This is a genomic window from Nostoc sp. (assembly GCF_036917275.1).
GTDB lineage: Bacteria > Cyanobacteriota > Cyanobacteriia > Cyanobacteriales > Nostocaceae > Nostoc.
The window spans coordinates 1-24,809 of record NZ_JBALDF010000076.1 but is presented as its reverse complement, the minus strand read 5'-3'; the positions used below and the strand labels follow the sequence as shown (position 1 = coordinate 24,809).

Below are 24,809 nucleotides of genomic sequence, written 5' to 3'. Positions count from 1 at the left end.
ATTGCTATATTAAAAACAGCTAATTACACCCATTCAATTAATTTAAAAAGTTCTCCACGCATCTGACAAATATTTCCACACCCATTCCCAACGCCGTTTCATCAAAATCAAACCGGGGATGATGATGAGGATAGGCCAAGTATTTCTCAGGGTTAGCAGAACCTAAGAAGAAATAGCAACCAGGAACCTCTTGCAAGAAGAATGACATATCTTCAGCAGCCATAGTTTGACATTCTGGCACAATACCCATCGGGGTTTCTACCACTTCTTCTGCTACAGTTCGTACCAATTCCGCTATCTTAATATCATTAATTACTGGTGGATAAAGTGACCAGTATTCTAAGTCATAACTTGCACCATGACTTTGACAAATTCCAGCAATAATCTGCTCGACACGCTGGTTGAAAAAGCCTTTCAAACTAGGATTAAAATACCTGACAGTGGCACTCATTCTCGCTGTATCAGCAATCACATTCCGCTTGGTTCCAGCATGAAGTTCGCCTACTGTCACCACAGCCGAATCAATGGGATTCACATTCCGAGCGACAATGGTTTGCAAAGCATTCACAATTTGAGCAGCAACTACAACAGAGTCAACAGTTTGATGGGGTAGTGCGCCATGTCCACCTTTGCCCAAAATTGTGCAGTTAAAGCACTCCACAGCTGCCATCAACGCCCCAGCCCGCACACCCACTGTTCCCAAGGGCAAATTATTCCACAAGTGCAAACCAATAATTGCCTCAACATCAGGATTTTTCAGAACTCCAGCTTCAATCATCGGCTTTGCGCCTCCTGGTGATTCTTCTGCTGGCTGAAAGATAATTTTCACGGTACCAGAAAAATCTTGGCGATGCTGTTGGAGATAATAAGCTGTACCTAAAGCGATCGCTGTATGTCCATCATGTCCACAAGCGTGCATCACTCCATCATGCTGCGATTTATACGGCACTTCGTTAAGTTCTTGGATTGGCAAAGCATCCATATCTGCCCGAATCGCTAAAACTTTCTCTGTGCCTAATTTGTTACCTTTGATGGTGGCAACAATGCCAGTGTGAGCAATGCCAGTTTGATGCTCAATTCCCCATTCTTGTAACTTTTGTGATACAAACTCAGCAGTCAGTTTTTCTTTAAAACCTAACTCTGGTTGTTGATGCAATCGCCGCCGCCACTCTACTAATTGTGGTTGCAATGATCGAATTACCAGTCGGATGCGAGATAGATCAACAGAAGAGGGATTGGGAAAGGTAGAAACCATTATAAAGACAAGCTAGTTTAAGTACGGCTAACTTAGTTTATCGTAGGGAATGGCGAAGAATCATCATCAGAACTCATTACTCATTTAATTTGGTTTACCGATGATGACACCAAAACTGTATGAATGAAAAATGGGTAAATCTCATCAAAGTCAACACCCTGGGCTACGCCTACGCTAATAATCAGTTACGTAGAGCAAAAGTTAAGACACTTTGGGATTTGGGATAGTGCGAGTGGAAAGCACTATTTTGTTTTCGGCTGGTTTTTCTAAGAAATTTTCGGATAGTAATTTAGTCAATGCATCAGGGTGTAGTTGCCAGTTTAATAATCCGGATAACCCCATGACCAAGCCAAATATAGTTGGAAACAAGGCGAGATAGAACAACCATTTTTTCTGAGATAAAGATGTAATGGCAAATAGCGATAAAGAGAGCGATAAAGAGGCATCAGCTAGGTCAAACTGGTCGTCATGGTAATTAAGCTGGTCATAGGTTGTTTGATCTTTTTGAGCAACTAGCTTCTGTTCCTGCTTTTTTTGGTCTTCATTATCAGCAATTAATTGATAAGCGGCAATCTGTTTTTCATAGTCAGCCCTCACAGCAGAAGGTTGAGAAACAGATTGCAATTTCAGTTGCACCACATTTGATTTGGCTATTTCTTCACGAATATTACGAGCCTGGTATAACGCCCAATCGTCAATTTTATTTGCTTGAGCTTGCTGCATTGCCTGAACTAGATTATCGTCTTTGACTTTGCAGATGCCCATAAAAGTTGCTATCAATGCAACTGCAATTGCAACAGCACTATTTAGACGGCTTTTGCGTTTTTCGCGGTTAGCTGGGGTTTCGGGTTCATCGTTTTCATCTTCAACCAGGTCGATTGGGTTTATGTCCATATTGTTATACCAATTTCACTTAAAGATAAAACAGGAGTCAGGAGTCAGAATACTCTACCCATAAAAGGATAGAGTTTTAACTATTATTTAGTTAAAATCAATTCTGCAACCAACCAGCTATCACCGCAACTATCAAAAATACACCCATCGCCAAGCGGTAGAAAATAAAAATCAAGGTACTGTGTTTTTCCAGGTAGCGTAGGAGTCCCCAAATTGCTGCAAAAGCGGAAATGCTGGCAGAGATTAAGCCTACCAACAAAGTCAACCAACCAGATGCACTCAGTCCTGCTTTTGTAAGAGTGTGGAGTTCTACAGCACCTGCCAAAATAACGGCTGGTAAGCCCAACAAAAAAGAAAATCGGGCAGATGTCTCCCGTTTCATACCCAAAAATAACCCAGCAGTGAGGGTGGAACCAGAACGAGAAACGCCAGGGATCAAGGCAAAAGCTTGAGCAACTCCTACCCAAATACCATCCCAAAGGGTGAGGTTGTCAAAAGTGCGATCGCGTCCTCCGCGTTTTTCTGCGATCGCTAGCAATCCTGACATAATAATTGAAGCCGCACCGATAACTACTAACCCTCGCATTGGTGAGTTGCAGGCATTAAGAATTGGTTTGAGTAGCACACCAGCTACAGCAATGGGCAAGGTTCCTAGCAATAAACCTAACATCAGTTGCAAAGAACTAGATTGATAATCTTGTCCGCTAATTGCCCTAACTGTCTCTCCTGTTAATTTTTTTAAGTCTTGCCAAAAATAGACTAAAACAGCAGTCAAGCTAGCTAACTGCATTGCTGCTGAAAAAGCAGATCCCGGATCTTTCAGTCCCAGTAAAGTTGGCACTATCCGCAAATGAGCAGTACTGCTAATTGGTAGTAATTCTGTAATTCCCTGAACGATGCCTAAAATAATCACGTCAATCCAGCTAAGATTAGCAAAGTCTAGATTCACTTCACTACCGTTGCTACAGACTGCACTCGCCACCACGAAATAAAGCATCATCATATCAGGTGTAAATAGTTTACTTCTAATCAAATACCGACAAAGTAACTTACGTCAGTGACGCTTCTGTGACTAAGACATGGCACTTTGATGACATCTAAATACAAATACAAAATATCGTGTGTTCGTGCGACGTGCCGTCAGGTAACAAATACCATTTGGTTATTCTAAAAACGTCTTTAACTAGTCATATTTCGCACAGACGAAACTTGCTAATAAAGTGTTATTTTAATCCCAAAAATTAAATAAGGCAGGTAAATCCTGCCTTGTGTGTCACTAAAGTTAGGTTAATTTCATCTTTTCTTACCATTGCACGTCTTGTTGACAAAGGTATTACCGAGTTATGTCATAACTGTGACTGTACCAGTTGTAAAAAATGATTGGACGTTCGCTACTTTTTCTCCAATGACCAATCCCCAATCCCCAATTTAAAGTGTCAGTGTTTCCCAATCTAAATCTGATGCTACTTGAGCAAGTTTATCTAAATCAGTCAGGTTATCTAAATAAGGCAAGCAGCCTAAAACTGGCGTGTTAGTGAGTGATTGAATTAATTGGTGTGGTGTCCAGTCGGCTATTTCTGCATCCGTTCGAGGTTGTACGCAGTTTAGAACAATGCCTTTGAGATTGATGCGCGATTGTCTAGCTAATGCTACGTTCGCCACTGCTTGAGCGATCGCACCCAATCTAACTGGTACTACCAATACCGTTGGTAAACGCCATTCCCCCGCTAAATCGGCTACCGTTAATTCCTCAGTTACTGGCGAACCTAACCCTCCCAAGGCTTCTACAAGCACAAAATCACGATGCGATCGCAATTTAGACAAAGCTTGCCACACAAGTGCTAAATCGACTCGGCGATTTTCTCGTGCGGCGGCTATGGGAGGCGCGAGAGGTGCTTGAAAGTACAAAGGTGTAATTTCTTCAGCAGATTGTTCTAGTGCAAATAGCTTTTGATACCACTCGCGATCGCCAATTCCCGATTGAATCGGTTTCATGATTCCCCAGCTACGTTGCGGGTAATATTTTTGCCAATAGGCTGCTAATGCTGTTGTTAAAACAGTTTTACCAGCTTCTGTATCAGTTCCAGTAATCAATAGTGTGTTTAACATTAATTTCTTTGGCCAGAAAATGGTTGTGTTCCATCAGCCGGCGGAAAAGTTGGCGTTTCACCAGTTGTCGGAATTGGGTTAGGTGTTTGTGTGGGAATTGGCAAGGGTGTTTGTGTCGGAAATGGCAAGGGTGTTTGTGTGGGAATTGGCTGGGGTGTTTCTGTCGGAAATGGCAAGGGTGTCTCTGTCGGAATTGGCAGGGGTGTTTCTGTCGGAATTGGCAGGGGTGTTTCTGTCGGAATTGGCAGGGGTGTTTCTGTAGGTGTTGGTTTGACTAGTTTTTCTAATGCAACATTGAGGTTGTAATTGCTTTCGGCAACTCCTGAAAGCAGTGTTAATTCAATAGTATATCTACCAGTAACCTGCAATGTACCTGCATAAGATGTTACTTGTTGGATATTCTGCTCAATTGGTTGTTGATTGGGACTGAAGAGTGTTAACAAAACGCTGCTTCCTGGGTCAAGAAACGCAGTTAATTTGTCACCTTCCTGCCCAAAAAAAGTGTAGCGGATTATTTGATTTGTTTTGAGAGTATCTTTAACCGTGGCTATGTTATTAGATGCTTGCAGATTGAGTCGCCTACTAGATACAACAGGTTGATTGTTGGTGGGTGTAGATGTGAATGTAGTACCACCAGAAATCACTGGTGAAGGGAAATTTTGTGGAAGTGTCTCACTTGGTGATGGTTTTGACTGACTGCGGATAGAACTTACCAATACCCAAGAACCAAATCCGGCGATGATCACTACAGCAATGGCAATTGCTGCGATCGCTAACGGATTATCCAAGATTGAGCTAGTATTACTTGGTGGAATCACAGGAGCGGGTTGTTTCTTCTTGGGCGAAGCTGCTGGTGGTACTAAGTTAGGCCGGCGACCAACAGCCATTGTTTGCAAGTTGGATACATTATTAGGGGTAGGGACACGGGGTTGAGCCAATTGCAGTGCTTGGGATACATTAGCAGCACTTTGGTAGCGATCGCTTGGTATATGATTCAACATGCGATTTAACACCTGAGCAAATCGCGGATTCACTCTTACCCACCGCTGCCAATTCCAAGTTAGTTGGTTTTCGTCAAATAGATCCCTTGGTTCTTTACCAGTCAGCAAAACAATCGCACTCACCGCTAATGCATACAAGTCACTACTAGGATAAGCTCCCCCTGTTTGCATTTGTTCACTAGGAGAGTAGCCTAATTTTCCCACAGTGGTTTCTGGCATTGGGCTATTTGGCGATCGTAAACGAGTTGCCAGTTCCTTTACCACCCCAAAGTCAATTAATACAGGTTTAGCGTCACTATCTCGCAAAATAATATTTTCTGGGGAGATATCGCGGTGAATAATTCCTCGACTGTGAATATGCTCTAAAACAGGCAACAACAACTGTATTAGCTGCAATACTTCAGCCTCTGTAAAGGTTTTACCCACAGCTTGACGTTCAGCCAGTATAGTTCGGTACGTCTGACCTGCAATGTAGTCCTCCACCAAAAATAAGCGTTGGTCTTGCTCAAATCTTTCCCGGAACTTAGGTATTTGTGGGTGTTCGATTTGATATAAAATGGCAGCTTCTCGGTGAAAAAGCTCTTGTGCCTTCTTCCAAGCCAAAGCCTCCGTTGCTGTTGAAATCAATTCCTTGATCGCGCAAAGTTCGTTAAAGCGCCTCTGGTCTTCTGCCAGATAGGTTCTACCAAATCCTCCTTGTCCGAGAATTTGGATTATGCGGTAACGGTTTTGCAAGACAGTGCCAACTTTAATCGGTGGTTGCATGATCGATTGATTGAGTGTATTAGCAACTGAGGAGGAAGTCACCCACAAAGATTAAGTCTAAGAGGCAACACAGTCACATGCAGCGATATTTTACCTTACATAATAGTTAGGAGTATACGCAAAGTTACTTCAAGTGTCTTAACTGTCTACAGTAATTTATGTATGGTGTCTTCTCCCCTGCCCGTTTTCTTGTTCTCTCACCGCTTGGAACTGCTGTCAGCCCTGCGCCAGAACCCACGTAAGTGAGAGTTTGCTAATACCAATTCTATGTGAGCCTACATAGAATAGTTTCTTTATATAGCAAGGATTTCATAAAAAATTGCTATAAATACCAATGTTATCTGGGAATTTATTGGGTTAATTAAAACTAAAAATTAAGTCTGCTAGTTTATTTATTTACCGCTAGTATCATAGAATATAATCAGATACCTGTTTAACACTTAGTCGCAAGTGTTCTCCTGTCTAAAAATAAAGTTCAATATTACTTAAGTTGTAAATGCTTTACTGTCAGTTATAAATGAGGTAGTTAGAAGCAGCAATCTATCACACTAATCTTTAGAGAGATTAGGGTCATTTACCTCAACCTAAAAAACTTGAAGTATAGACCTAGCTGACGGACTTGATGTCCGTTAAGCTATCAATAGTTTGCTTTCCAAGAAAATTAGACAGTTAGCAAATGATAATTATATGGGAAAATGTTTAAATTTTGGATGAAATCTTTAAAAAAACTCACAAATGTTTTTTTAGGCGATTTCCTGATTAAATCTACTAAATCTCTAATGATAATATTGCTATGAATGCACATAGAGGATCTGCTGTGCTCAGTTCTGCAACTTTCAAAATGCAACCATCTGCAACAGGACTGACCGATAATCATCGCCTGCGGCTGTTTTCTGGCTCTGCCAATGTACAACTGTCTCAAGAAGTCGCTCGTTATCTGGGCATGGACTTGGGGCCAATGATTCGCAAAAGATTTGCGGATGGAGAACTTTACGTTCAAATCCAAGAATCAATTCGGGGTTGTGATGTCTATTTAATCCAGCCATCTTGTCAACCCGTGAACGATCATTTGATGGAATTACTGATTATGGTTGACGCCTGTCGTCGAGCTTCTGCGCGACAGGTGACGGCAGTAATTCCCTACTATGGTTATGCCCGTGCCGATCGCAAAACGGCAGGACGAGAGTCAATAACTGCCAAGCTGGTTGCTAACTTAGTTACCGAAGCAGGTGCCAACCGCGTTCTAGCAATGGATTTACACTCCGCTCAAATTCAAGGCTATTTCGATATCCCCTTTGACCATGTTTACGGTTCGCCAGTATTGCTGGATTATCTCACAAGTAAACAACTGCCTGATCTTGTGGTTGTTTCCCCCGATGTTGGCGGTGTAGCACGAGCCAGAGCATTTGCGAAAAAACTCAATGATGCTCCACTGGCGATTATCGACAAACGTCGTCAGGCACATAATGTTGCAGAAGTGTTAAATGTCATCGGCGATGTTAAAGGCAAAACGGCAGTGTTGGTGGATGACATGATCGACACTGGGGGGACGATCGCAGAAGGGGCGCGATTACTGCGTGAAGAAGGAGCGCGTCAAGTATACGCCTGTGCAACTCATGCGGTGTTCTCTCCACCAGCGAGGGAACGGTTGTCCAGTGGTTTGTTTGAGGAAGTCATTGTCACCAATACGATTCCCATAGCAGAAAACAATCGTTTTCCACAATTAGTGGTGCTGTCAGTAGCTAATCTGTTAGGAGAAACTATCTGGCGGATTCATGAAGATACTTCAGTCAGTAGTATGTTCCGCTAACCGATAAAAGACTGTCATTCGTCTTATAGGCATAAATTACCCACACTCACCCCTTCATCGGGTAAAGTGTGGGTTTTTAGTATCTCTAAAATTTCTGTACTGAGATTACAATACAAACCAATACGGTTCAGTTAAGGCTATACCTCTTTGTCTAAAGTCAATTTTTTTTAATGAACCGCAGAGGCGCGGAGAACACAGAGAGAAAGGAGAAATGCTTAACTGAACTGTATTGCAATACAAACAGTTCGAGCTTCCAAACTGGGTTACAGAAAACTTTTTCTCTCCCTACTCCCTTAGTACAGTTTTGCGTAAAAGCGTAACGTTTTTAATGCATCGGGATGCATTGGCATTAGACCTCTTGCAAAAATCCTTGAATCACCCCTCCCCAGCCCTCCCCGATATATTGGGGAGGGGGCAAGATTTCAAGTTTCCCCCCAATATATCGGGGAGCCACTGCGTTGCGGTGAGGCAGTCCGATCTTGGGGGTTTCCCCCATGAGGAACTGCTGAACCCGAAGGGAGGTTCCCTCCGTTGTAGCAAGTGGCGTGGGATTAAGGGGGGTCTATTCGACTTATGCAAGAGGTCTATTGTATTGGGACACATTAACTATTGCAGCCGACGCATTGGCATTGCAGGGGGACACATTAACATTGCAGCCAATGCATTGGCATTGTATCGGGACACATTAACATTGCAGCCGACGCATTGGCATTGCAGGGGGACGCATTAACATTGCAGCCGATGCATTGGCATTGTATCGGGACGCATTAACATTGCAGCCGATGCATTGGCATTGCCAGGTATTGCCAAATTTAATTCGCTACTAATTAATGAAATGCTGTACTTAGCGATACAGCCAAACCCGGAGTAGTGAAAGCAGTTGCTCAGTATCTACAGGTTTGGTGATGTAGTCAGAGGCTCCAGCTTCGATGCACTTTTCGCGATCGCCTGGCATGGCTTTGGCAGTCAAAGCAATTATTGGTAGTGAGCGAAACTGTTGTTGCTGGTGGATGGCGCGGGTAGTTTCGTAACCATCCATTTCCGGCATCATGATATCCATCAAAACTATATTAATGTCAGGGTTAGCTTGCAGCTTCTCTATGCCATCTCTGCCATTTTCGGCAAACAGTACTTGCATTTGATAGCTTTCTAAAAAGCTGGTGAGGGCAAAAATATTTCGCAGATCATCATCCACAATCAAAATTTTTCGATTAGCTAGCACCGGATCAGTTTGGTGTAGTTGCTCTAATATTTGACGCTTTGGTGGAGGCAAATTTGCTTGCACCCGATGCAAAAACAGGGCAGTTTCGTCTAACAACCGCTCTGGCGATCGCACATTTTTAATGATAATTGTCTCTGCTAGTCCCCGCAGTTGGGTTTCTTCTCGTCGGCTGAGTTCTTTGCCGGTGTAAACAATTATCGGCAGTTTCAAAAGCCTGGGTTCAAGCTTTATCTGTTCAATCAGGGCAAACCCGCTCATATCGGGCAGACCGAGATCCAATACCATACAATCAAAGTGATGCGATCGCAAAATCAACAGGGCTTCTGCCCCCGTACCCACTGCTGTACTCTGGACATCACCATTACCGATCAGTTCGATAATACTTTGGGCTTGTACGGGATCATCTTCTACAATTAGGAGATTTTTTACCTGACGCTCAATAAAGCCTTTAATCTCAGTCAATACCTGAGTTAGCGCTTCTGGAGAGACGGGTTTTTGCAGATAGGTAATCGCTCCTAGTTGTAATCCCCGTTGCTGTCTTTCATCAACAGAAAGGATGTGTACTGGTATATGTCTGGTATCTGGTTTATGTTTCAGACGATCCAGCACCGTCCAACCATCCATCTCTGGCATGTGGATATCTAGCATAATTGCATTGGGTTTAAACTGTTCTGCCAGTGCTAGACCTTGTTTGCTCTGTAAAGCAACAATAGTTTTAAAACCCTGCTCACGGGCCATATCTAGTAAAATACGGGCAAATTTATCGTCATCTTCAATAATCAACAAAATGCGATCGCCCGGTTGAATTATTTCCCGGTCATCTGGGATTTCGTTGGCAAAGGTGGTAAGTACTTTCGCGGATGGAGAAGTGTCCACAGTCGATCTGTTTTCGACCATTGGCACTTCTTTTATGATCGATGCTGTGCGGATAGGGGTGGTTGGCTCAGAGTGTGCTGTGGTGAGAAGATTTTTATTATTATTTTCCTGTCCCTTGGGTAAGTAAAGCGTGAAGGTGCTTCCCTGTCCTGGTTGGCTGACTAGTTCAATTCTCCCCCCCAAAAGTTGAGCCAGTTCGCGGCTGATGGACAAGCCCAAGCCAGTTCCCCCGTACTTGCGGCTGGTTGTGCCATCAGCCTGTTGAAATGCCTCGAAAATAATCTTCTGCTTCTCGACTGGAATGCCTATGCCCGTATCACTAACTGCAAAAGCAATCATCGGATTATCAAATTGAGCTGCCTCAGAAGACATACTAATTTGTAACTTCACGCCTCCCTTTTCAGTAAATTTAAAGGCGTTAGCCAGGAGATTTTTCAGCACTTGTTGCAGGCGTTTGGAGTCGTTAGAAATTGTTGGGGGTAACTTCTTATCCAGTTCAATAGTAAAACTGAGTTGTTTATTGTGGGCAACTTGCCGAAAAGTGTACTCTATAGATGTCTCTAAATCTGCAAAAGCAATTTGCTCAATATCAAGCACCATAGTACCCGACTCAATTTTTGCCAAATCTAGAATGTCATTGATCAACTCCAGCAAATCAGTTCCAGCCGAGTAAATAGTCCGACTGTACTCTACCTGTTTCTCGGTCAAGTTGCTAAGAGAGTTATCTGCTAACAGCCTTGCTAAAATTAACAGGCTATTTAGCGGTGTCCGTAGCTCGTGGGACATATTTGCGAGAAATTCCGACTTATATTTGGAAGACAACGCTAGTTGTTCAGCTTTTTCTTCCAAAGACTGCCTCGCTCGCTCAACTTCCTGGTTCTTGCGGACAACTTCCCGATTTTGAGCTTCTAACAATTCTGCCTTTTCTTCTAACTCCTCATTTAGTTGTTGTAATTCTTCGTTAGACTGCTTGACAATAAATTGTGATTCTTCCAACTCATGCGCCTGTTCTTCCAGGCGTTGATTGCTCTGCTGTAGTTCATCTTGCTGGCTTTGCAGTTCCTCTGTTAAAGTAACAGACTCTTCAAGTAGTTGCTGAGTTTGCAATTGTGAGGCGATGTTATTCAAAAATACACCCAGATTTTCACTCAATTGCTCTAGAAATCTCAGGTGCAACTCGTTAAAAGGCCCAAAAGAGGCAAGTTCAATTACGGCACTCACCTGCGTCTCAAACAGTATAGGCAACACAATAATATTTAGCGGTGGAGCTTCTCCCAAGCCGGAACTGATGCGGATATAGTCACTAGGAACTTCCGTTAGGAGGATTCTTTGTTTTTCTAAGGCAGATTGTCCTACCAGTCCCTCACCCAAACGAAACTGATTTGCCAGATTTTTGCGCTCTTTATAAGCATAACTACTCAACAACTTCAATACAGGCTCGTCGTCTATTGAGTCCATAAAATAAAAAACGCCCTGCGATGCCCCAACCAGTGGTGCTAAATTCGACAATATCAGGCGAGACACACTTTCTAGATTTCGATGCCCTTGGAGCATCTGGGTAAATTCAGCCAAATTAGACTTTAGCCAATTTTGCTCGTCATTTTTTCGAGTTGTGTTTCGCAGATTAACGATCATCTGATTGAAAGTGCGCGTCAACACACCAATTTCATCCTGGCGATCGCTATCTGGTAAACTCACCGATAAATCCCCATTCGCTAACTTTTCTGCCGATTCCGAAACTCGCTTCAGCGGTACTGAGATATGTCTTGTGAGGATAAATCCGATCAAAACCAAGATCAAAGAAAATAGGGGAATACTATAGACAATGCTAGCGAGTGTTTTTTTAGCAGCTGCTTGTGCCCTTTGAGAGCGCTGCTTCAGGAGTACATTCTCCTCATTTTCCATTGCCAAGATGACTTTGCGGATTTCACCCATCAGTTGCTTACCCTGATCTGTCAGCACAACCTTCTGGGAAGCTTCAAAGCTTTGATTTTGGCGCAAGTCAATGGTTTCTTTAAGTTCAACTAGCTTTTTAGCGATTAGTGGCTGTAAAATATCCAGTCGCCGCTGCTGGTTGGGGTTATCTGCCGTTAATCTCTGAAGTTCGTTGACTTTTTGATCCAATACATTAATGGCAGCATTATAAGGTTCCAGATAGCTCTGTTTTCCAGTAATTACGTAACCACGTTGCCCAGTCTCAGCATTAGTCAGTTGCAAGTTCAGGTCTTCAAGTTGACTTAGCACCTGGTAGGTATGGTTTTCATTGACCGAAGTTTTAATTAGGTCATTGGTGCTTTGATAAGAGATTAGACCAATCGTGGTCAGAGTTGCCAAACTCAGGGCAAAACTTATTCCAATCTTGTTTCCAATCTTCAAACGGTTCAACATTATTCCAGGCAATTATTCCAATTATTTATATTTTTGGCACTCTTCGGATTATGTTTTAGTTATACAAATTTATAATATTTCGTTAACGTGGTAAATGTCTAATTTTTTACACGCTAAACAATGTTAATTGTATCTTAATATATAAATACCTTTACAAATACAACCTTCCCCCTCTAGCCGCACGCCAGATGCAGCAAAAATGACTCGCCGCCCAACGCACTACTTCCCCAAAGCATCGGAGAGAATGGGTTAGCCGGGGGTGAATTTTCTTACAACTCATTTAAGATTGCTATAGCTTAAGATAAAATATTGAGATATTATAACTTTTGTAATTCAAAAAAAAGCAATCACTTATTTTTTTGATTGAGTCTGCCAGTGGATAATTATTATATTATAAATTTCAGAATAGACTTTAACTAAAAAATGGTAACTTAAGGTTTCAAAAGGTAATATATATTTATATAAATATGCAATTTATAGGACAAAAAATATATTCCTTCTATAAACTTTCCTAATTATGCACAATCACAATATGCCATCAAACCTTTTGAGATTAATTTGAGGTTTAACTAGAAGTTAGTAGTGATCTGACGATCGCTTCTAGTTGCATCAAGTTCAGATTGGCTATGTATACTAAAATGTTGGATGTTGTTACTCTCTAAAATTGCTTTTGCACCTGCTATGTAAATATCAGTCCCTTTTAGAACTACTACGTAATGGCTAAGAGACACCTGATGCTCATAATATTTGGCTAGCTCATCAGGAATTCCTAAAGTGGTATAGTTATCTTGAGAAGCGCTGATATTTACTTCCAAAATATCACTTAGGTTGCTTGTATTTTTAGCAACTATAGATACTTGACTCATCGGAAAGCCAGCTGTTCTCAGTTCAGTAAGCGCTCTTTGTGCATCTTGGCGCGTATAAAAAACACCAACTGCTTGTTTATAGCGACTATTTGGGGTCGAGTATGGCTGATAAACACCCCACTGTTGAATATCACAACGATTAAAAATTCTTTTAGCAAGACGAATTTCTATATCTATACCAGTTACTATTACTAAATAGTAACCTTTACAGACAAGATCGCTGTAACCCTGTGCTTGCTCTTTAGAAATTCCTAAACTTAGCAAGATACCAGGCAAACCACCAGCTAAAGTGGTAGCGATCGCTGTTGCTTTTGCTCCGGCTAGGATGACTCGGCCTATACCAGGAATTACCCAGAGGACTAAACCAACTAATAACCCACTAAGACCTCCTAAACCACTGCCAGTGACGGCTCTAGCGGCATCTTTTGAGGATATATTGCCGGTGCGCTCTTTAACTTCAACACCAGCAATATCACTTTGTTCTTCTGCACTCCGTGCAATGACAGAAACATTATGCATCGGAAAATTAGAAGATTTTAGTTCCTGAAGTACCAATTGTGCATCCGAACTTTTAGCGAAAACTCCTATGGTTCTTCGCTCATTTTCTAATGTCATTTTATCGGTTGATTGCAACTAGAAGTGATTCCCAAGACTTTTAGCTAATTTGATGTAATATACATCAGGTAATTACACAGCTCGACGAGTAAATAAACCCCAAAGGAAAATCAAGAGCATCGCACCAAGAACAGCAAATAAAATGCTTCCAAGAGAAAAAGCTCCTACAGATGCGGCGGCTGCCGAACTACTTCCTAGCAAAGTTTGACCCAAATAACCCCCGACTACCGCTCCAAGGATTCCTAAGACAATGGTGGAGAGAATACCGCCACCTTGGGTTCCAGGATAAAATAACTTAGCTAAGGCACCTGCAATCAAACCCAAAACCAGCCAAGCAATAATGTTAGTAATCATATAATTTTTCCTTCGATAGAATGTGGTTTGTTCCTGACCATTCTATCTTAAAGTTTTTCGACAAATTTTTTGATCTATCTAGAGAACTAATATTAAAAATCTTTAGATATCATTTGTATATTCACCTCTTTACTTTAACTAATACTTTCTTTACTTTAACTATATAATCCAAGTATTGGCTGCTTTGTAATCATTGATTCAGGTGATGCCTGCGGTTTTTGCTAGCCTACGCACACGAAAATTTGATTAGAAGTTACGCACAACCATAACTTCTAATCGGTAGCATCTTAATCTTTGCAAATATTGTGATTTTCTCAAAGCGGTAAGTAAGCAGGCATAATGACAGATGATATTTATTTAGGACTTACGCACACTCTACGAATTCTCGGCGCTCTTGGCGTCTTGGCGGTTCGATAAATTAAGCTTTTTGGCAATTTTTGCGTAAGTCCTATTATTTACACCCATCCACTTATTAGCTGTTCAAGACTCAGGAGTAAGGACTATAGAAAGAGCTAGTTGATAGAGTTGGCGACGGGGAAGGAAAGTGGCTTTTGCTAATTGACGGCTAGCTTGCGATCGCGATATTCCCTGACTAATTAACTGTAGCAATTCGGCTTTCAATTGCTCTTGTGTCAGTTGGGGCTGACTGGTTAGAATTCCTGCCACTACTAATGTATATTCACCTTGGGGTTCTCGTTCGCTGTAGTGAGCGATCGCTTCAGCAATTGTCCCCCGCCAAAATTCCTCATACAATTTTGTTAACTCCCGCCCTAGCACGATTTGGCGATCGCTTCCCCAAACCTCTGCTAAGTCTTGCAAAGTATCTCGTAAGCGGTGGGGCGATTCGTAGAAAATCAATGTGCGAGATTCTGTTTGCAGAGATTCTAAATGTTGTTGTCTGTGTTGACTTTTCGCTGGGAGAAAGCCTTCAAAGACAAACCGATCCGTTGGTAATCCAGCTGCACTCAAAGCGGTAATTGCTGCACTAGCACCAGGAATAGGAACTACTGTAATTCCTGCCTCAATACAGGCTTTCACCAGTTCATATCCAGGATCGGAAATACCTGGCATCCCAGCATCACTCACAAGGGCGATCGCTTTATTGTTAACTAAATGCTCTAATAATTCTGAGATGCGGCTGGTACGATTATGTTCGTGGTAACTTACCTGCGGTGTTTTAACTTGAAAATGCTGTAACAGTTTCCCTGTGTGACGCGTGTCTTCTGCCGCAATCATATCCACAGTTTGTAAAATTCGCACCGCCCGAAAGGTAATATCTTCAAGATTGCCAATTGGTGTGCCGACGACGTAAAGTGTTCCTGGTTTTGGATCGGTTTGCATGAGCAAGAGTTATGAGTCATTCAATTTTAGATTTTATATTTTAGATTTTTATCTCAATTTAAAATCAAAAATTCAAAATCTAAAATTAGTGGAGTTAAGAGTTATCAACAACAATTTATACAGCTAGACGAACATATATGACAAATGATTAATCCAAAATCCAAAATCGTTCGAGTCAGAGAAGTTGAAGTCCAAAATCCAAAATTGGCTCATGGTTTATTTGTAGGTTTAGTAACCTTGGATTTGATTTACCTCGCTGACTCTGCCCCGAAGAATAATCAGAAGATTGTTGCTACTGACTATACTGTAGCAGCAGGTGGCCCAGCTACAAACGCGGCTGTGACTTTCAATTATTTAGGTAATCAGGCTACAGTTTTGGGTGCAGTGGGTTCTCACCCCATGACGCAGCTAATTCGAGCTGATTTGGCAAATTACAAAGTTGCGATCAGAGACCTTGAGCCTACCACTGATTTAGCACCGCCTGTCTCTTCGATCATTGTCACCCAAACCACGGGTGAACGAGCTGTGGTTTCCATCAATGCTGTCAAAACTCAAGTCAGCAGCGCATCTATCCCGCCAGATATTTTGCAAAATGTCGATATAGTACTGATTGATGGACATCAGATGGCGGTTAGTTATTCTATAGCCCAAATGGCTAAAGCCAAGAATATCCCAGTAGTAATTGATGGTGGTAGTTGGAAAGCAGGATTTGAGCAAGTTCTGCCATTTGTAGATTATGCTATTTGTTCGGCTAATTTTTATCCCCCCAATTGCCACACTCGAGAGGAGGTTTTCGCCTATCTAGGCGGATTTTACATTCCTTACATCGCCATTACCCAAGGACAAAAACCAATTGAATACTTAAATTGCACTAAAACTGATATCGTAGATGTGCCACAGGTGCAAGCGGTTGATACATTAGGGGCTGGAGATATTTTTCACGGTGCTTTCTGTGATTACATTTTAAGGGAAAGTTTTACTGATGCTCTGGCACTGGCAGCTAATATTGCTGCTGATTCCTGTAAATTTTTTGGTACTCGGCGCTGGATGAATTTAAAAGGCTGATTAGTCGGCTTAGTGCAGCATTTTATTAATTTGTAGCGAATTAAATTTGGTAATCCGTTGCAATGCCAATGTATGCCGATGCATTGTGAATGCGTCTTGATACAACGCCAATGCATCGGCCGCATTGTGAATGCGTCCCGATACAATGTGAATGCGTTCCTCTGCATTGTGAATGCGTCTTGATACAATGCCAATGCGTCCCGATACAATGTGAATGCGTCCTTTTACAATGCCAATGCATCCCGATGCGATGTTAATGCGTTCCTCTGCATTAAAAACACTACGCTTTTACGCAAAACTGTACTTAGTAAAGTTATATCAGGTCAAATTTAATGAAAGACTTACAAGAAATATTAGCGATCGCTCGTGAGGTTGGTTGGGGCGCAGCAGATATACTGCGATCGTATTACCACGGTACTGCAAAAGACCCTAACTTAAAAGTACAATATAAAGAGAATGAGCCTGTTACCGTTGCCGATGTAGCTGTGAGTCAATACATTTTGCAGAGGCTACAAGCAACTTTGGGTAATGAAGATTTTGCTTACATCAGTGAAGAAACCTATCAATCGCCAAGTACGGGCGCACACCCTTCTTCCCCTTGGGTATGGATAATTGACCCTTTGGATGGCACACGAGACTTTATCGAAAAAACTGGGGACTATGCAGTTCACATTGCTTTAGTCAAGGAAACACGCCCAGTGTTGGCAGTGGTAGCAGTACCAGAAGCAGAAAAATTATATTACGCGATCAAAGGTGGGGGTACATTTGTAGAAACCCGTGATCGATCTGTTCCTTTACAAGTGTCGTCAGGCAAACGAGTTGAGGATTTAACTTTAGTCGTTAGTCGCTCTCATCGCAACCAACGCTTAGATTACTTACTACAAAACTTACCCTGTCAAAACCAGAAAGCTGTGGGTAGTGTAGGCTGCAAAATCGCCACTATTGTCGAGCAACAGGCAGATATCTACATTTCACTTTCCGGGAAGTCTGCGCCCAAAGACTGGGATATGGCAGCACCAGAACTGATTTTAACAGAAGCTGGTGGTAAATTTACCCACTTCGACGGCACTGCATTGCAGTATAACATCGGTGATATCAATCAATGGGGAGGTTTGCTGGCTAGTAACGGTGAATATCACCAAATGCTGTGTAAGGAAGCAGAAAGGATTTTAGCGCAGTTTGAGCATAGCTAATGGGGCGAGGATGAATATTTTTTAATTTGCTTTTAAAACACTCATAAGTACGTATGTAATTATTTTCTAACATTTGAGTGAAATTAATAGCCAAGCAGCGAAAACAGAGTAAATACCATGTTGCTTCAATGCCAACGCTTTGCTTAACTCATTTGTATTCATAATCACATCTGCATTTAGCAGTAGTTTATTCCGGTTCAATAACTTAGGCATTACTGACCAATGCTAGAGGCAGAATTGCTTCTAGCTTTTTAAGATTGATACTGATGAAGTACTTTTAGAGGTTGAGTAAGTCTCTTCAATGCCATCCAGAAGTCAGCTTACTGCGATCTGAGCCATTTATATGAGACGGGCAATGATCCAGTACTTCACATGATGTCAGTAGCGATGTCTACGACGGGCTATTCGGCGTCGCGTGGAATTGGATAAAAAACCAGTCAGACTTAAATAGTACTTCTGCTCTGGTACTTTTTAGAGGAGTTTATGAATCAAAAGATATCCAGAAGAGAGTTTGCCACGCTGGCAGGGTCAGGTGTGGTGGCGATCGCTCTAGGTAGCCCACTTCTGGCAAAGTCCGCAGAAGCTGTATCTACACCTGATGCCCAAATGAAAGCTGTGTTAGATGAACTTGCCTCTTTTAACGCACCGCCAATTGAGAAATTGTCGCCCATGAATGCTCGCAACACCCCGACTGTGGCAGATGCAGTTATGGGCGTGCTTGCCAAACGTCGCAAACCTGCGGTGGAAATGGTCGGGGATGTCAACCATCAACTTATACCAGGGCCAGGGGGCGATCTTCTGGCGCGTATTTATTTACCAAAGGGAGAGGGGCCCTTCCCTGTGCTGGTCTATTTCCACGGTGGCGGCTGGGTAATCGCCAATTTAGATACCTATGATTCATCGTGCCGCGCTTTGACTAATGCAGCTAACTGTGTAGTTGTATCTGTCGCCTATCGCCAAGCCCCAGAACATAAGTTTCCCGCAGCAGCAGAAGATGCTTATGCTGCAACTCAGTGGGTTATGGTGAATGCTGCCCGAATTAACGGCGACCCCAAGCGGGTTGCAGTCGGCGGCGAGAGCGCAGGCGGCAACTTGGCAGCTGTCACCTGCTTAATGGCGCGTGATAGAGGTGGTAAGATACCTGTACATCAGATGCTAATCTACCCTGTTACCAATTACGCCTTTGACACACCCTCCTACCAGGAGAATGCCAACGCCAAACCGCTCAACAAAGCGATGATGATGTGGTTCTGGAAGCAATATCTAAACAGTGAATCTGATGGGAGTAATCCCTATGCTTCACCACTGCGAGCAGAAAACCTGCGCGGTCTGCCACCTGCGACCGTGATTACCGCAGAAATTGACCCCCTGCGTAGTGAAGGAGAAGCCTACGCCAAGCGTTTGCGTGAGGCGGGTTCCTCTGTAAAGGCAACCAACTATAACGGCGTGACTCATGAATTCTTTGGCACCGGAGCAGTCGTAGATAAGGCGAAGCAGGCGGTTAGGGAAGCAGCCGCCGGACTGCGCTCTGGATTTCTGGGTAAGTAATCCACTTAGCAACTAGCAGATGAGATAGACCCCGCTTCTCTCCGTCTTGAGTCAGAGGAACTATTGTACTATCGTTGTCTAAAATAGAAGAGTCGCTTTTAGTGACTCGCCTGAAAAGGAATGAGGAGCGGTAACAACCTATCCCGGCAGACTTATTTACCTGCTAAACAAAATTAAATAACACACTACGCAAATTAATTCAACTGTTAAATAGCACTCCACACAACCGAACATGACTGAACACAATCCGATCAACGAGCAAAGTAAGCAGAAGGCTTTAGACTCCTCTCGTCAAGAAGCTGGGGAATATTTGACCACCAATCAGGGGCTTCGGGTTAACAGCACAAATGATTCGCTCAAAGCTGGTGAGCGTGGCCCCACATTGATAGAAGACTTTCACTTCCGTGAGAAACTGGCACACTTTGACCGAGAGCGCATTCCAGAGCGGGTGGTTCATGCGCGAGGAGCAGGTGTTCATGGGTATTTCCAGCCTTATGAATCCCTAGCAGAGTATACAAAGGCAAAGTTTCTCCAAGATCCCTCGGTTAAAACTCCGGTCTTCGTTCGATTTTCTACGGTTGCCGGGTTCCGGGGTTCAGCTGATACCGCCCGCGATGTACGTGGATTTGCTGTTAGGTTCTACACAGAAGATGGCAACTACGATATAGTTGGCAACAATATTCCGGTATTTTTTATCCAAGATGCGATTAAGTTTCCTGACTTGATTCATGCGGTAAAACCCGAACCGCACAATGAGATACCCCAAGCGGGAACTGCTCATGATAACTTTTGGGACTTTATCTCGCTGGTGCCGGAATCGATGCACATGATTATGTGGATACTGTCCGATCGCACCCTTCCCAGAAGTTACCGGATGATGCAAGGGTTTGGGATTCACACTTTCCGCTTTGTCAACGAACAAGGCAAAGCCAGGTTTGTGAAATTCCACTGGAAGCCGATTCTGGGCGTGCATTCGATAGTATGGGATGAAGCGCAAAAAGCAGGCGGAAAAGACCCTGATTTCCATCGCCGCGATTTAGGGGATGCGATCGAAATGGGCGATTATCCAGAATTTGAACTTGGTGTACAGATTATTGAGGAAGAGGACGAATTTAAGTTCGATTTTGATATCCTTGATTCCACCAAACTCATTCCCGAAGAACTGGTTCCGGTGAAGCCAATCGGCAAAATGGTACTCAACCGCAACCCAGACAATTACTTTGCGGAAACCGAACAAGTTGCTTTTCAACCTGCCAATATTGTACCGGGCATCGACTTCTCCGATGATCCACTGCTGCAAGGTCGGATATTCTCCTACGCTGATACGCAAGTACACCGTTTAGGAAGCGCAAATTATACCGATTTACCAATTAATCGCCCCGTTTGTCCGTTCCATAATAACCAACGGGACGGCGTTATGCAGTACAACATTCCCACTTCAAAGGTGAACTACTTCCCGAATTCCCTGGGTAATGGTTGCCCGATGACGGCTCCAGAAAATCTTGGCGGCTTTGTCAGCTATAAGGAGCAGGTGGAAGGTAATAAAATTCGAGAACGCAGCCCCAGTTTCCAAGACCACTTCAGTCAGGCAACTTTATTCTGGAACAGTTTGTCTGAACCGGAGAAAGAACACTTAGTCAAAGCCGCACTTTTTGAGCTGGGCAAAGTGATGAACCCCGCCGTAAAAGAACGGATGCTGGAGTTATTTAACTCTGTCGATCATCAACTGGTAACCCGCATTGCTGAGGGACTAGGCTTACCTGTTCCTACAGAAGTCAAACCAAATCATGGGCAGAAATCTCCGGCGCTCAGTATCCAAACTATGCTAGAGAAGATGCCAGAAAAAACGATTAAGAGTCGCAAGATTGCAATTCTAGCGGCGGATGGTGTAAATGCTCAGGAACTTAGCACACTCCAGCAAGCACTAATCCAAGAGGGCGCTCAGGCGAAAATCGTTGCGACTCATGGCGGTAAAATCAAAGGCGATGATGGACAGGAAATCCCGGTTGAGATGACCTTTGTCACAGCTGCTTCTGTGATGTTTGATGCGGTGTATGTACCTGGTGGAGCGCAGAGCATTAAGACGCTCAAGCAAGAGGGAGAAGCAATTAACTTCATTAACGAGGCATTCAAGCACTATAAAACAATCGCCGCGACCAGCGAAGGGGTTGAACTCCTATCGGTAGCTGATATTGCAGGTGTGAAGTTGTCGCAAAATGGCGCGCGCTCTGACAAAGGTGTGGTGACTTCTAGTGAATCTGACTTGAAATCTGTAGCTGATGATTTTATCAGTGCGATCACTCAACATCGCCATTGGATGAGATTTCAAAAGGAAATGGTGCCTGCATAGCCACTTGCTTGACTTTGTGAACGGTAACTAATCCTAAATCGGACAGAAGCAGGGTAAACCTAACTTCTGTCCTTTCCATTTTTACAGCCGACAATATATATTCTTATTTAGAGATGTTTATTGATATTACAGCTATTTTCAGGTAAATAGACCACGCGGTAGGGGCACAGCATTGCTGTGCCCCTACGATAGATGTGGTTCAAATACATGTGCTGTAAGTTAAATAACCGTATGTTTAATGCACCTCTGTGCGCCCCTACCTTCTAGCTCATTCCACAAAGAAGCGCTATAGTTTGTTGAGTTCCATTTGCGGAACTCGCAGCAATATAAATTTATTCTTCCTCTATACCCATAAAGTATTGTAGATATCGTTAGTCTGCAATCCTTGGCTCTGAATTTTTAAGAAAATGTTACGACTTTATCATTTATTATTAGGTTCTATTTTGCTGGTATTAATACCACTGGGAGCAAAATTTGTTCTCCCCCAATTTTCTCCACCCAAAGAGGTAAAACCCCCTGTCGTTGCCAAACTTCCCAACCCTAATGAGGGAAATATCTGGCAGAAAATCCTGGGAAATGCTGCTGCTCCAGCTAACTGGCAAGTTGCTCCTTGTAAGGGAAATGCGCCTTTATTGTGTGTCTCCTCCAAAGGGGAACGTTTGGGTACAGTTGAGATTAACGTTTACCCACTAGCAAACAATGAGGATTTTCAAAAGAAACTCGTAGCAGCCGGTATTCCACCTGGTTCCCAAGTGGATTACCAAAGTTCCAAATACCAAACCCAGGTATTACTAGCGCTCAAGGCTTGGGTTGCAGACCAATACGCGGCTTTTACGAAAGACCGTCAGGGTAAATATGGAAAACAGATTACTTTCTCAGCCTATCCACCGCAACCAGTACCCGTTGGTAAGCTTCAGGGAATCCGCTATGGGTTTGCCGGACTTAAGCAAAAAGGTGGAGTACAAGAGCAACATATTGGTCATGTTGCCTTTGATGGCACTAAACTTTACGTAATTACCACTGCATTTGACACTGGTACGCAAACAGGTAAGTTTGAGAAACTGGAAAACTTGGCTATTTTTCAACCTTACTTATATGCGATCGCAGCAGATTTACGTTTACCCTAATAGGTATGGGGCATGAGGGATTGGGCAATTCAATTTTAACCCACTCCCCAGCCCCCCAATCAACCTAAATTTCAGCCACCGCCCGTTCAATCAAGCGACGTGCTAAAGTTTGCGTACCAGTGTGTTCATAATAATTTGTTGCTACATCCAGGAACGCTGCGAGGTAGTCTAACTTGTCATCGGCAATATCGACAAAATGTTGCAAATTGCCAACTACCTTTTGTGGCGTTAAATTATTGGCGTTGACAATATCACTCATCCAACCTTTAACTGAGTCAAAGCTTTCGCCGATAAAGTTGAGTTTTCCAGCAGAATTGTTACCTGGAATCACATCTTTGATGTTTTGGAAAGTTGAGTTTTTTTCTAACTCCTGTGGATTTGTCTGATTAAGCCCAGATATCGCTTTGCTGATGAAGTCTGGGCCCAGAGGGATCAAGCCATCAACACAAACTAATGCCACCATGCGGATGAGTGACTCACCACTATACTCACCTAAAGAGGCGACAAAATCCCCAATACTGTCTCCAGGAATGCCGTTAATTTGGCAGAAGGCTACTAACTCAGCCACTAATTTTAATGTCAGATCGATGGTTTGGGCTTTGTCTGGTTTGGGAGTGACAGAATTTAAAAAACCCAATAATGGAATTTTCTCGCCAACCTTGTTAGCTAAAGCTGCTGCACCAAGCGCTTTATCTGTATTATCAACAGTTTGATATAGCCACAAAGCTGTTTGGTATCCTTGGGATTTGTCGTTGAATAGATAAATTGCTCTTTCACCAATTTGCTGAATTAAATCTTCGTCGTCTTCGCCAGTAACGATCTTAATAGTATTGACAAAACCGACAGTATTTTGCCACTGGCCAGGAGCAACAAAATCGAGGGAATTCAACATAGAAATGGTCAAGCCGCTAGTTGGCAATTGATCAACCAACTCAAAAATCGATTTGCTCACAAAAATCTCCTTATTTAGGTTTTGTTATCTTTAATGTCGGTAATGCGGATCATTTCAGGCTAGCTAGACGACTAAGATTAAACTTCTCTAGCCAATCTGCGCGATCGCTAGCTGTAAATGACGAATCGCGAGAAAGTGCTTTTACTTGGTACTTTCCTACCAAAATTGCAGTTTGCGTCTTACCAACTTCGACTGCGGGATAACCGCCAATTTTTTTGGTGCTTTTCGAGAATTTTGCTGCTGTACTTGGTGTACTGGTGGTATCAGAAATAGACAGTAACGCTACTTCTTTACCGCCTTTTTTCAATTTCGCTTCCGCAAAGCCTTTTTTCTCTTGGGTATAGACGCGCTGGTAGCCATCACCTGCATTAGGGAAAAGTTTATTAAATTCGCTACCCTGAGTTGCGGTCTTAGTCACCGCTTGACCATTTCTTTGTTGAGTGCTTTCTTTTTGCACCTGATCAAAACGTCCAGGTGCTTTTGCAGTACAAGCTGTTGTCAGTAGTACCACTGACAGCAACAAAGCAGCTACCACTTTCCGCCCACGGTGTAAAATCATTCTTGGCTTCTCCTTATATCTTGAGCTTTGAGGCAATTATCTGCGCTGCTAGCAATTATTACCCGTAAAATTTACTTTTTGATCATTATTGCCTAAGTTCTGAACTATAGCACTCTGGTTTTGGTGCAACACCGATCAATATTTTTGCACTTCAAAAAAGTGTCTAATCCAATGCCATGCTTAACGTCCCAATTAACCCAATGCGAAAACGCCCCCCCTTTCGGGAGAGCGTCTTTTACTTACAGATAAGTGCGAAGAGCGGATATCAGATTATGATTAACCGTTGATAGCAGGAGCAGTTAGAGCTACAGGAGCAAAATCACCTGCTGCCAAATCTAAGGGGAAGTTGTGAGCGTTGCGCTCGTGCATTACTTCCATACCCAGGTTAGCGCGGTTGATCACATCTGCCCAAGTACTGATGACGCGACCTTCAGAATCAATGATTGATTGGTTGAAGTTGAAACCGTTCAAGTTGAACGCCATTGTGCTTACACCCAAGGCGGTGAACCAGATACCGAT

17 protein-coding genes and 1 pseudogene are annotated in these 24,809 nt (G+C 43.0%); 6 read left to right on the top strand and 12 right to left on the bottom strand.

Annotated elements, in window-relative coordinates; all coding sequences use genetic code 11:
* Nucleotides 1-37: 37 nt before the first annotated feature.
* From V7K35_RS29345 to V7K35_RS29325, 5 genes are all read right to left on the bottom strand, one after another.
* Nucleotides 38-1,255 (bottom strand): M20 metallopeptidase family protein, encoded by a 1,218-nt coding sequence (locus V7K35_RS29345; protein WP_335083973.1) that lies wholly within the window; start codon nucleotides 1,253-1,255, stop codon nucleotides 38-40.
* A gap of 201 nt (nucleotides 1,256-1,456) precedes the next feature.
* Nucleotides 1,457-2,149, bottom strand: coding sequence for a DUF4337 domain-containing protein (locus tag V7K35_RS29340; RefSeq protein WP_335083971.1), 693 nt, complete (start codon nucleotides 2,147-2,149; stop codon nucleotides 1,457-1,459).
* A 97-nt stretch (nucleotides 2,150-2,246) separates the two neighbouring features.
* The gene (locus V7K35_RS29335) at nucleotides 2,247-3,182 is read right to left on the bottom strand and encodes an undecaprenyl-diphosphate phosphatase (protein WP_335083969.1); all 936 of its coding nucleotides are present in this window, start codon (nucleotides 3,180-3,182) and stop codon (nucleotides 2,247-2,249) included.
* A gap of 395 nt (nucleotides 3,183-3,577) precedes the next feature.
* Nucleotides 3,578-4,258: a dethiobiotin synthase gene (gene bioD / locus V7K35_RS29330; protein ID WP_334796726.1), complete on the bottom strand. Its 681-nt coding sequence runs from the start codon at nucleotides 4,256-4,258 to the stop codon at nucleotides 3,578-3,580.
* The gene (locus V7K35_RS29325) at nucleotides 4,258-6,024 is read right to left on the bottom strand and encodes a protein kinase domain-containing protein (RefSeq protein ID WP_335083967.1); all 1,767 of its coding nucleotides are present in this window, start codon (nucleotides 6,022-6,024) and stop codon (nucleotides 4,258-4,260) included. The genes bioD and V7K35_RS29325 overlap by 1 nt, the downstream gene beginning before the upstream one ends.
* A gap of 793 nt (nucleotides 6,025-6,817) precedes the next feature.
* On the opposite strand from V7K35_RS29325, the gene V7K35_RS29320 reads away from it, so the two are divergent.
* Nucleotides 6,818-7,834 carry a ribose-phosphate pyrophosphokinase gene (locus V7K35_RS29320; RefSeq protein ID WP_334796724.1) on the top strand — a complete coding sequence of 339 codons (1,017 nt, stop codon included), beginning with the start codon at nucleotides 6,818-6,820 and terminating at the stop codon, nucleotides 7,832-7,834.
* A gap of 844 nt (nucleotides 7,835-8,678) precedes the next feature.
* Here V7K35_RS29320 and V7K35_RS29315 read toward each other — a convergent pair.
* The 4 genes from V7K35_RS29315 to rsmI form a co-directional block, all read right to left on the bottom strand.
* Nucleotides 8,679-12,320, bottom strand: coding sequence for a response regulator (locus V7K35_RS29315; RefSeq protein WP_335083965.1), 3,642 nt, complete (start codon nucleotides 12,318-12,320; stop codon nucleotides 8,679-8,681).
* A gap of 569 nt (nucleotides 12,321-12,889) precedes the next feature.
* Nucleotides 12,890-13,801 (bottom strand): general stress protein, encoded by a 912-nt coding sequence (locus tag V7K35_RS29310; protein WP_335083963.1) that lies wholly within the window; start codon nucleotides 13,799-13,801, stop codon nucleotides 12,890-12,892.
* Nucleotides 13,802-13,873: 72 nt separating this feature from the next.
* Complete coding sequence (locus V7K35_RS29305) at nucleotides 13,874-14,155, bottom strand: GlsB/YeaQ/YmgE family stress response membrane protein (protein ID WP_273764137.1); 282 nt, start codon at nucleotides 14,153-14,155, stop codon at nucleotides 13,874-13,876.
* A 480-nt stretch (nucleotides 14,156-14,635) separates the two neighbouring features.
* Nucleotides 14,636-15,496 (bottom strand): 16S rRNA (cytidine(1402)-2'-O)-methyltransferase, encoded by an 861-nt coding sequence (gene rsmI / locus V7K35_RS29300; protein WP_335083961.1) that lies wholly within the window; start codon nucleotides 15,494-15,496, stop codon nucleotides 14,636-14,638.
* A gap of 144 nt (nucleotides 15,497-15,640) precedes the next feature.
* Between rsmI and V7K35_RS29295 the strand changes: the two genes are divergently transcribed.
* From V7K35_RS29295 to V7K35_RS29275, 5 genes are all read left to right on the top strand, one after another.
* A complete protein-coding gene (locus V7K35_RS29295; protein ID WP_335083959.1) occupies nucleotides 15,641-16,561 on the top strand; it encodes a sugar kinase in 921 nt (306 codons plus the stop codon).
* A 332-nt stretch (nucleotides 16,562-16,893) separates the two neighbouring features.
* A complete protein-coding gene (locus V7K35_RS29290; RefSeq protein ID WP_335083957.1) occupies nucleotides 16,894-17,754 on the top strand; it encodes a 3'(2'),5'-bisphosphate nucleotidase CysQ family protein in 861 nt (286 codons plus the stop codon).
* A 483-nt stretch (nucleotides 17,755-18,237) separates the two neighbouring features.
* Complete coding sequence (locus V7K35_RS29285; protein WP_335083955.1) at nucleotides 18,238-19,302, top strand: alpha/beta hydrolase; 1,065 nt, start codon at nucleotides 18,238-18,240, stop codon at nucleotides 19,300-19,302.
* Between the two features lie 232 nt (nucleotides 19,303-19,534).
* Complete coding sequence (locus tag V7K35_RS29280) at nucleotides 19,535-21,652, top strand: catalase (protein WP_335083953.1); 2,118 nt, start codon at nucleotides 19,535-19,537, stop codon at nucleotides 21,650-21,652.
* A gap of 407 nt (nucleotides 21,653-22,059) precedes the next feature.
* Nucleotides 22,060-22,779, top strand: coding sequence for a hypothetical protein (locus V7K35_RS29275; RefSeq protein ID WP_335083951.1), 720 nt, complete (start codon nucleotides 22,060-22,062; stop codon nucleotides 22,777-22,779).
* Nucleotides 22,780-22,843: 64 nt separating this feature from the next.
* Here the strand turns inward: V7K35_RS29275 and V7K35_RS29270 are convergent, their stop codons facing one another.
* The 3 genes and pseudogenes from V7K35_RS29270 to V7K35_RS29260 form a co-directional block, all read right to left on the bottom strand.
* Nucleotides 22,844-23,731 carry a hypothetical protein gene (locus tag V7K35_RS29270; protein ID WP_335083949.1) on the bottom strand — a complete coding sequence of 296 codons (888 nt, stop codon included), beginning with the start codon at nucleotides 23,729-23,731 and terminating at the stop codon, nucleotides 22,844-22,846.
* A 49-nt stretch (nucleotides 23,732-23,780) separates the two neighbouring features.
* The gene (locus V7K35_RS29265; protein ID WP_335083947.1) at nucleotides 23,781-24,290 is read right to left on the bottom strand and encodes a hypothetical protein; all 510 of its coding nucleotides are present in this window, start codon (nucleotides 24,288-24,290) and stop codon (nucleotides 23,781-23,783) included.
* Between the two features lie 276 nt (nucleotides 24,291-24,566).
* Nucleotides 24,567-24,809 (bottom strand): annotated as a pseudogene (locus V7K35_RS29260) (photosystem II q(b) protein); the annotation flags it as partial.